The 6,198-nt window shown below is 64.5% G+C and carries 7 protein-coding genes; 4 read left to right on the forward strand and 3 right to left on the reverse strand.

The window, feature by feature from the left end; all coding sequences use genetic code 11:
- Positions 1 to 44: 44 nt before the first annotated feature.
- Together RSO01_RS45590 and RSO01_RS45595 are read right to left on the reverse strand one after the other, a co-directional pair.
- On the reverse strand, positions 45 to 893 hold the full coding sequence (locus RSO01_RS45590; RefSeq protein WP_147157264.1) for an AAA family ATPase: 849 nt from the start codon (positions 891 to 893) through the stop codon (positions 45 to 47).
- An 81-nt stretch (positions 894 to 974) separates the two neighbouring features.
- Positions 975 to 1,670: a cytochrome b/b6 domain-containing protein gene (locus RSO01_RS45595; RefSeq protein WP_147157265.1), complete on the reverse strand. Its 696-nt coding sequence runs from the start codon at positions 1,668 to 1,670 to the stop codon at positions 975 to 977.
- 149 nt (positions 1,671 to 1,819) lie between these two features.
- Here RSO01_RS45595 and RSO01_RS45600 point away from each other — a divergent pair, with 149 nt between their 5' ends.
- Positions 1,820 to 2,275 (forward strand): c-type cytochrome, encoded by a 456-nt coding sequence (locus RSO01_RS45600; RefSeq protein WP_170303875.1) that lies wholly within the window; start codon positions 1,820 to 1,822, stop codon positions 2,273 to 2,275.
- 137 nt (positions 2,276 to 2,412) lie between these two features.
- Here the strand turns inward: RSO01_RS45600 and RSO01_RS45605 are convergent, their stop codons facing one another.
- Positions 2,413 to 3,063 carry a TetR/AcrR family transcriptional regulator gene (locus RSO01_RS45605; protein WP_147157267.1) on the reverse strand — a complete coding sequence of 217 codons (651 nt, stop codon included), beginning with the start codon at positions 3,061 to 3,063 and terminating at the stop codon, positions 2,413 to 2,415.
- Between the two features lie 879 nt (positions 3,064 to 3,942).
- On the opposite strand from RSO01_RS45605, the gene RSO01_RS45610 reads away from it, so the two are divergent.
- From RSO01_RS45610 to RSO01_RS45620, 3 genes are read left to right on the forward strand one after another with little or no spacing between them, the layout of a single operon-like run.
- Entirely contained in the window at positions 3,943 to 4,437 is a 495-nt protein-coding gene (locus RSO01_RS45610) for an SEL1-like repeat protein (protein WP_147157268.1), read from the forward strand.
- Positions 4,434 to 5,654, forward strand: coding sequence for a tetratricopeptide repeat protein (locus RSO01_RS45615; protein ID WP_147157269.1), 1,221 nt, complete (start codon positions 4,434 to 4,436; stop codon positions 5,652 to 5,654). Before RSO01_RS45610 ends, RSO01_RS45615 begins: the two co-directional genes overlap by 4 nt.
- Before the next feature lie 9 nt (positions 5,655 to 5,663).
- A complete protein-coding gene (locus RSO01_RS45620) occupies positions 5,664 to 6,128 on the forward strand; it encodes an MmcB family DNA repair protein (protein ID WP_218037667.1) in 465 nt (154 codons plus the stop codon).
- Positions 6,129 to 6,198 lie beyond the last annotated feature (70 nt).

Below are 6,198 nucleotides of genomic sequence, written 5' to 3' on the forward strand. Positions count from 1 at the left end.
ACCCAGCCTCTCCCCCTAGCGGGGGAGAGGAGCATGAGCTTTGACTACTGACGCTGTTCCCGCCGCGCCATGAAGGCCAGACGCTCGAACAGATGCACGTCCTGCTCGTTCTTGAGCAGCGCGCCGTGCAGCGGCGGGATCAGCTGCTTGGAATCCTTGGAGCGCAGCGCCTCCGGCGGCATCTCCTCGACCATCAGCAGCTTCAGCCAGTCGAGCAGCTCCGACGTCGAAGGCTTCTTCTTCAGGCCCGGCACTTCGCGGATGTCATAGAAGATGTTCAGCGCCTCGCGCAGCAGGTTGCGCTGCAGGTCGGGGAAATGGACGTCCACGATCTGGGTCATGATCTCGCGATCGGGGAAGCGGATGTAGTGGAAGAAGCAGCGGCGCAGGAAGGCGTCGGGCAACTCCTTCTCGTTGTTGGAGGTGATCATCACCACCGGACGCTGCACCGCCTTCACGACCTCCTGCGTCTCGTAGACGTAGAATTCCATGCGATCGAGCTCGAGCAGCAGGTCGTTGGGGAACTCGATGTCGGCCTTGTCGATCTCGTCGATCAGCAGCACCGGGCGCTGATCCGAGGTGAAGGCGTCCCACAGCTTGCCGCGCTTGATGTAGTTCTTGATGTCCTTGACCCGCTCGTCGCCCAGCTGGCTGTCGCGCAGGCGCGAGACGGCGTCGTACTCGTAGAGGCCCTGCTGCGCCTTGGTGGTCGACTTGATGTGCCATTCGATCAGCGGCGCGCCGATTGCCTTGGCGACCTCATGCGCCAGCACGGTCTTGCCGGTGCCAGGCTCGCCCTTGATGAGCAACGGCCGCTGCAGCGCGATCGCGGCATTGACCGCCACGCGCAGGTCGTCGCTGGCGACGTAGGAATCGGTACCGGTAAATTTCATGGTGCAAAATCCAGGTTTCACGAGTGCTTAGAAGATCACCCTAGGGGCGCCCTACCCCCCAAGCAAGACCACCCCGGCAGGTCAGCCCAGCCTTAGGCAGAAGTAAACGATGGCCGCAGCGGCGATCAGCAGCGATATCGCCAGCCGGCCCGAGGCGAAGCTGAGCGTCGGCACGGGCTTGCCTGCTTCGGCGACGTGCTCCAGCGGCTTGCGGCCGGTGAACATCGCGCCGATCAGGTTCTGCCGCTTCCACACGAGATAGGTGATCGCCGCCAGCACGTGCAGCGCGACCAGGCACCAGATCACGTTCACCCAGAAGGTGTGAAAACTCGTCAGGCGATCGACCCATTTGTCGGGAATTGAATTGGCGAGCGGGCCGTTGACGGTGCCCATGTCGGTGTCGGCGGAGAAGAGGCCGGCCACCGCCTGCGCCAGCACGGCGAAGATCAGCACCAGCACCATGATGCCGCCGACGGGATTGTGCCCGACGTCGTAGGTGCGTCGACCGGTCAGGAGATCCTTGAGATAGACGAACCACGCGGCGGGGCCCTTCACGAAGTGTGAGAAGCGCGCCGTCGTGCTGCCGACGAAGCCCCAAGCGATGCGGAACAGCAGCAAGGTGAGGATGGTGTAACCGGACCAGAAGTGGAGCTTCATCCAATCGCCGCCGGCGCGGCCGGAGAAGTACGACGTGACCAGCAGGATGACGAGCGTCCAATGGAACAGGCGCACCGGCAGATCCCAGACGCGCACTTTCTTGTCGAGCTTGTCGGCCATCCAATGTTCTCCTCTCCGGCGGACCACACGCAGTCGTGATGGGAGTTGGCCGCCGGTCCTGTTCGCTTTGCTCCAAACGTCTGCAACAAATACCGGGCCGTCGAGAAAAAATTTCCGACGGGCGCGATGTTTTCATAGGGGATGGATCCATGAGGAAGACTCTGGTCGTGGTGATCGCCGGCGCGCTAGTCGCCGGCGCGATGGTCGGTGGTGCAACCATCGCGCTGGCTCAGGCCGATGTGGTCAAGGAGCGCCAGGAGAACCGCAAGCAGACCGCTGCTGCGATGCGCGCCATCAAGGGCGTCATCGATGCCAAGGGTCCGACCGCGGGCGCTGTCGAGCAGGCCGCCAAGCTCAAGACCCTCGAGGCGGCGTTCGTGAAGCTGTTCCCGGCGGGCTCCGACAAGGGCGAGACCAAGGCGCTGCCGGCGGTGTGGAGCGACTGGGCCGGTTTCCAGGCCGCCAGCAAGAACGCCGATGCCGCCTTCGACAAGCTGGCCACCGCGGCAGGTTCGGGTGATCAGGCGGCGCTGGCCGCCGCCTTCGCCGACGCCGGCAAGGCCTGCGGCGCCTGCCACGAGAAGTTCCGCGCCAAGGCGAACTGATCGCCACCACTGTCTCAAGGAAAAGGCAGCGGCCCTCGGGTCGCTGCCTTTTTTCTTTGCCCGGAAATAGGAGAGGCCGGTCGTAAAGACGAAGCCTGTGGGTGTGGGAAGGGTGGGCTTCCTCCTCTGGTGGCTGGTTAGGCCACCGCCACGGGCTGGTTGGGAACTGTGAGCGCCTGCAGGACGATGGCCTCGGCGGTGAAGCGCCAGGTACGCGATGCATGGACCGGCGACAGGCGAAGCTGCTCGCGCATGTTCATCCAGCTGTCGAGACCGAAGGCAAGGTCGAGCGAGTCGAGCACGAGGTCGCGCGAGCCGGGATCGAGATTGCCGAGCTCGGTCGAGAACCATACGGCGAGGCGCTCACGCAGCAGCTTGCGCAGCTGCGCCACGCCGAGGCCGACCGCCGGCGCCACGCTGCGCACGCGCTCGGCGAAGTGCCACACCGGCAGCCACTCCTCGAAGAGCTGGGCGCGGTCCGACACCAGGAGCTCGATGCGATTGGAAAGCGGCGCCGCGGCATCCACGGGACGGTTGCGATCGAAGGCGCGGCTGACCGCGAGATCGAACGCCGCCGCGTAGAGATCGGCGAGGCTGGTGAAATGCTGGAACAAGGCGCGGCTGGAAACGCCGGCAATGGTCGCGATGGCTGCGGAAGTCGGCTCGACATCGCCAGCCTGGATCAGGTCCAGCGTGGCTTGGATGAGAGCCTGGCGCGTACGCAGGCCCCGCACGATGCGGCCGTCTTGCGAACGAGAGACGTCGATCGGGAATCCGACAATTTTCATATTGAAACCAATAGAATAAGAATTGCTTTAATGCGTTTACTTTAACACGGGTCTACGTCCCCGTAACTTGCAAAAATGCATATCTCGGTCGATTCTAACCCTGTATTTGCTGCATTTCTTTAACGGAGATAGACAGTTTTGGGTGATCTGACATTGCGTTCATCCTGCAATAATCGACGCTCCCGGCCACCGACATTGATGCCTTTTCCCGAATTATTTGCATGGGTCAATCCCGTGGTCGGATCGATCTGTGGAAATTGCCCCCAGAAATATGAAAGGCCGGTCGCTTGGGGAACGACCGGCCTTCCTTAGGAGCCCGCCTGGGTGTGGGGTATCGAAGCCTTGGGGTGTGTGGGAAGGGGCTTCGATGAGCGGCTTGGGGAGCCGCCGGCGGGCTATGTGGAACTCTTGGTGTCGGGCGCGCTTGGTTCGGGAAGCGCTGCCAATCCGGTGGGAAGAGCCTTTCAGATATGAATTAACTAGGTGTGACCGTCTCTAATGAGCGTAACTTAACAAATGAGTGCACCCTCCGTCACCTGCAAAAGTGCATATCTGGCTCTGACCAGAACCCTGATTTTTCAACGTTTTGCTGCACCTACGTGACAGCAGATAGTCGAAAAGGGGTGGGCTGGAATCCATCCAAATGGATTTATTCGTCGAATTTATTTTTTGTTACAATGAGTTAGTCTACATTTAATTGCATCTGCAGGGGTCGCGTGAGTGCAAATTTGCTCGCATCGCGTAAATCTGCGTAAAACCAGCGTCCAATCGACGTCACCAACAGCCATGAGGTCTGTTTCGGCCTCATTTCCATGGTAGAGGGGCGAAATCCAGCCAGCGTCGGCCATCAGCGTGTGCCGTTTTCGGGAGTGCCTCATCGTGCGATTCGTCCGTAACCATCGTGCCCTGCTTGCTCTTTCAGGCGCCGCGGCGCTGCTCACGCTGGCTGGGCCGGCCGCGGCAGGCGTGGAAGAAGCCGTCAAGGCGATGCAGGCGGGCGACACGGCGACAGCCGAGAAAGAGCTGCAGGTGCTGGTAAAGGAGCGCGATCCGCGCGCGCAGTTCTTCGCCGGCCTCTACATCTACGGAAATCCCGATTCGAAATTCTACGATCCCAACAAGGCGACGCCGATGCTGCTCGATGCCGCCGAGCGCGGATACGTACCGGCCATGCTGCCGATCGCCGGCGCCTATGCCGAAGGCAAGGGCGTGCCGAAGAGTCTGTCCGAAGCCTACAAGTGGGTGGCGATCGCCGAGCGCTGGCACGGACCTGTCACGCCGCAGGTCTATGAGCAGCTCGTGCGTGAGATGAAGCCCGACGAGATCGAGAAGGCCAAGGCGGCTGCCGCGGCCTACACCTTCAAGACGAAATGACGATGCTGCGGGTGGCAGTGCTTGCGGCGGCGCTTGCCGTCGGCAGTGCTGCGCTCGCGCAGCAGGACGCGTCCGACGTGGCGCCGCCGCTGCGCTCGGCCGTCGCCGCTTACCGCGCCGGCGATCTCGGCACGGCGGAGGCGACGTTCAGATCGCTGATGGCGAGCGATGCCAATGCCGAGGCATGGCTCGGCGCCGTGCTGCTCGATCGCGGCGCCAACCGCGACGGGCTGCGCCACATCCAGCGCGCCGCCGATGCCGGCTCGAGCGAGGGGGCGCATCGCCTGGCCCTTGTCTACGCACAAGGCATACCCGGCACGCCGCGCGACGAGGCGCGCGCGCTCCAGCTGTTCCAGAAGGCTGCGTCGGCCGGACACACACGAGCGCAGATCAACCTCGGCATCCTCTATCTGCGCGGCCTCGGCGTGCCGCGCGATCTCGTCAACGCCCGGGCGTGGCTCGAGAAGGCGGCGGCGAGCGGCGATCCACAGGCGCTCTACACTCTCGGCCGCGCCATGGACGAAAGCTCCGAGCAGGTCGCGCCCGATCCGGTGCGCGCCGCCGATCTCTATCGGCGCGCCGCGGAGAAAGGCCATGTGCTGGCCGGCTTGCGCTACGGGCTGGCGCTGAGCGAAGGCATCGGCATCAAGCGCGACGTCGCCGCGGCGCAGCGCTGGCTGGTGCAGGCGCGCGACAATGGCGTGCCCGAGGCAGCCCTGGCGCTGGGCGACATGGCAGCGCGCACGCCCGCCTCGCGCGACAAGGCGGCGAACGAGCGCACGGTGCAATCGGCGATAAGCTGGTATCAGGTCGCCGCCCAGGCCGGCGTGCCGTCGGCCCAGTTCAAGCTCGCCAACGCCTACTTCTCTGGTGTCGGCCTGCCGCGCGATCCTGCGCAGGCCATGTTGTGGTACAGCCGCGCTGCACAGCAGGGAATGCCGCAGGCACAGCATGCGCTGGGCATCATGCTGATGGGTGGCGTCGCCGGCGCACCCGATCCCGTCGAGGGCTACAAGTGGCTGCTGCTGGCCGAGAAGGCCGGCCACCCCGATGCGCGCGCGGTGCGGGAAAAATCGGCCAGCCAACTCCCCGAGAACGATCGCCGACAGGCCGAGAGCCTGGCGCAGCGCTTCACACCGACGCTCGAGCGGCCGATCGACGATGCAGCGACGCGGGCCTCCGCGACCGTGGTGCCCAAGCCTGCCTCCGGGCGCTAAAGTCGAGGCATGAGCATGTCGTCGGTCGCGCGCCAGGCGCGGCCCGAGATCACCCTCGCCGTGTGTCGCGGCGCCTGCCGGCTGATGCGCCAGGCCGGCCACTCGGTGCTGCTGGAAGTGCCGCTGCCCGACGGCCGGCGCGCCGACATCTTCGCCGTTGGCCGCGCAGGCGACATCACCATCGTCGAGGTCAAGTCGTCGATCGAGGATTGGCGCGTCGACGAGAAGTGGCCCGACTATCTCGGCTGGTGCGACCAGCTCTACTTCGCCGTGCCCATCGACTTCCCGCAGCCACTGATCCCCGAGGATATCGGCCTGATCGTCGCCGACGCCTATGGCGGCGAGCTGCTGCGCCATCCGCCGCGCCGGCCGATGGCGGCGGCGCGGCGCAAGTCGCTGCTGATCGACTGCGCCCGGCTGGCGTCGGAGCGCCTGGCGCGGCTGGAAGATCCGGACTTTGTCGAGCTTCTTTAGCGAAGGGCGGACCGCGGGCGTCCCGCCTGCTCATGCTCTTCCGGACCGCGCGCATCCTGCGCGCTCATGA

Source organism: Reyranella soli (assembly GCF_007992495.1).
In the GTDB taxonomy this organism is placed as follows: domain Bacteria; phylum Pseudomonadota; class Alphaproteobacteria; order Reyranellales; family Reyranellaceae; genus Reyranella; species Reyranella soli.